Origin of the sequence: Salinivibrio proteolyticus (assembly GCF_001996165.1) — a bacterium.
Lineage (GTDB): Bacteria > Pseudomonadota > Gammaproteobacteria > Enterobacterales > Vibrionaceae > Salinivibrio > Salinivibrio proteolyticus.
This window is the reverse complement of the sequence record NZ_MUFP01000045.1, coordinates 1-1,664: the sequence shown is the minus strand read 5'-3', so window position 1 is coordinate 1,664 and position 1,664 is coordinate 1. Positions and strand designations below refer to the sequence as shown.

General features: G+C 32.7%; 2 protein-coding genes. Both read right to left on the bottom strand.

All coding sequences use genetic code 11. The annotated features are described in order from the left end of the window. The coding region (locus tag BZJ19_RS16885) for an asparagine synthetase B family protein (protein ID WP_420876446.1) at positions 1-694 on the bottom strand (694 nt) is incomplete at its 3' end. A gap of 262 nt (positions 695-956) precedes the next feature. Continuing rightward, positions 957-1,664, bottom strand: a 708-nt coding sequence (locus BZJ19_RS16880) for a lipopolysaccharide biosynthesis protein (RefSeq protein ID WP_157891214.1), incomplete at its 5' end; no start/stop codon positions are given.

Genomic DNA, 1,664 nt, shown 5'->3' with positions numbered 1-1,664 from the left:
TTCCTGGGTTGATCTGATGGATTCCAGCAAAGAAGGTATCACTTGTATGTGAGATGTAACCATGTTCAATATAATCATATACCATCTGCTCATTTGGATATAATTTATCCATAAACGAAGAGACAAATTTTATCTCACTTCCAAAGATAAAATTACTATCTATAAATGAATAATATAAAGGCTTAATTCCAAATCTATCTCGAGTTAATAATAAACAATCCTTAGATGAATCATAGATCGCAGCAGCCCACATACCATTGAATTTATTGAAAGCATCCTCCCCCCAGTAATGATAGGATTTAAGAAAGACTTCAGTATCAGTCTGTGTCTCAAACGTATAACCGACGGAAATTAGCTCGTCTCTCAACTCAACATAGTTAAATATTTCACCATTGTAGGTTAAGTGGAGATCTACATATGAAAAGGGCTGATGTCCTTGAGATGTTAAATCAAGAATGCTGAGCCTACGATGTCCTATAATTAGCGATGATGGGCTTTTATTGGTAATAAGATCTCTATTACGTAATTCTGATATAGTGTCGCAACCAATAATATTTTCCAATCCCCCATTACTATCTCTGTAGATGAATCCCTCATCATCCGGACCTCTGTGAGCTATCTTACGATGCGCATTATAAAAGTCGGTCGTGCTACACTTATTCTTATATGAAAAGAACCCTGTTATTCCACACATTATCTCATCTTTTTTTATTCAATTATTTAGTCAGATAAATAATCTATCGATATGATAGACTACTGGTTTAATTRCCATCGAATGATAAAGTAAACATTCAACACTAAAAAGAGATGCTATACATAACTTTGTAGTGTGATGACTTAACTGAATCATATAATTCGAAAGTAAATGGACTACTAAAAGTATGATTTCCTAAATCAATAGTTCAACACTTTTTCTAACATTTCATTTTTCGCCTATATAAAACGTTAAGTTTTCGTTAATATATACTAGAAACACCCGTCGAAAAAGCTAAAGTAGCAATCATTAAAATTAACATGTACCCCCCAAAAACAACGATCGCATATTTTTTATTAAAATGCCTCACACAAATAATTTGTAATATAACTGAGTATAAAAACAACCCTACAAATGTAGAGAATGCAGCGCCTAACATGCCATCTGTAGGAATAAAATACCAACTTAGTAATATTTTAAAGCCAAAAGAACACATTGATACTAATGGATAGACCCAGACAACTTTATGAAATGATAGCACCATTGCTGGAACTTTATACAAGCCCGCCATCATAAAACCACCTAATATAAATGGCATTACTTTATGAGCTTCATAATAGTTTTCATTTGAGACTATTTTTAATATGACTGGGCTGAGTAGTGAAACAACAAAAGTCAGAATCAAAAGAACTGCATAGTATTTATAAGAAAAAACCTCAAAGCTAGAGATACCTTCTTGATAGTTATCTTTAAAGTCATCGTATACTTTTGGTAAAACAGCCTGAGATACGGCGCTATATACTGTCGATATCGCTTGCCCTAGAATATACCCCAGTGTGTATACACCTACAATAGAGCTATCAAAATAGTATTGAAGTAGTATTCTATCTATGTACGCAAAAAATATATTCTGAAAGTACAATAAAATAAGTGGCAAACTTAGTAAGAAAGTTTCTTTTGCCATTTTTGA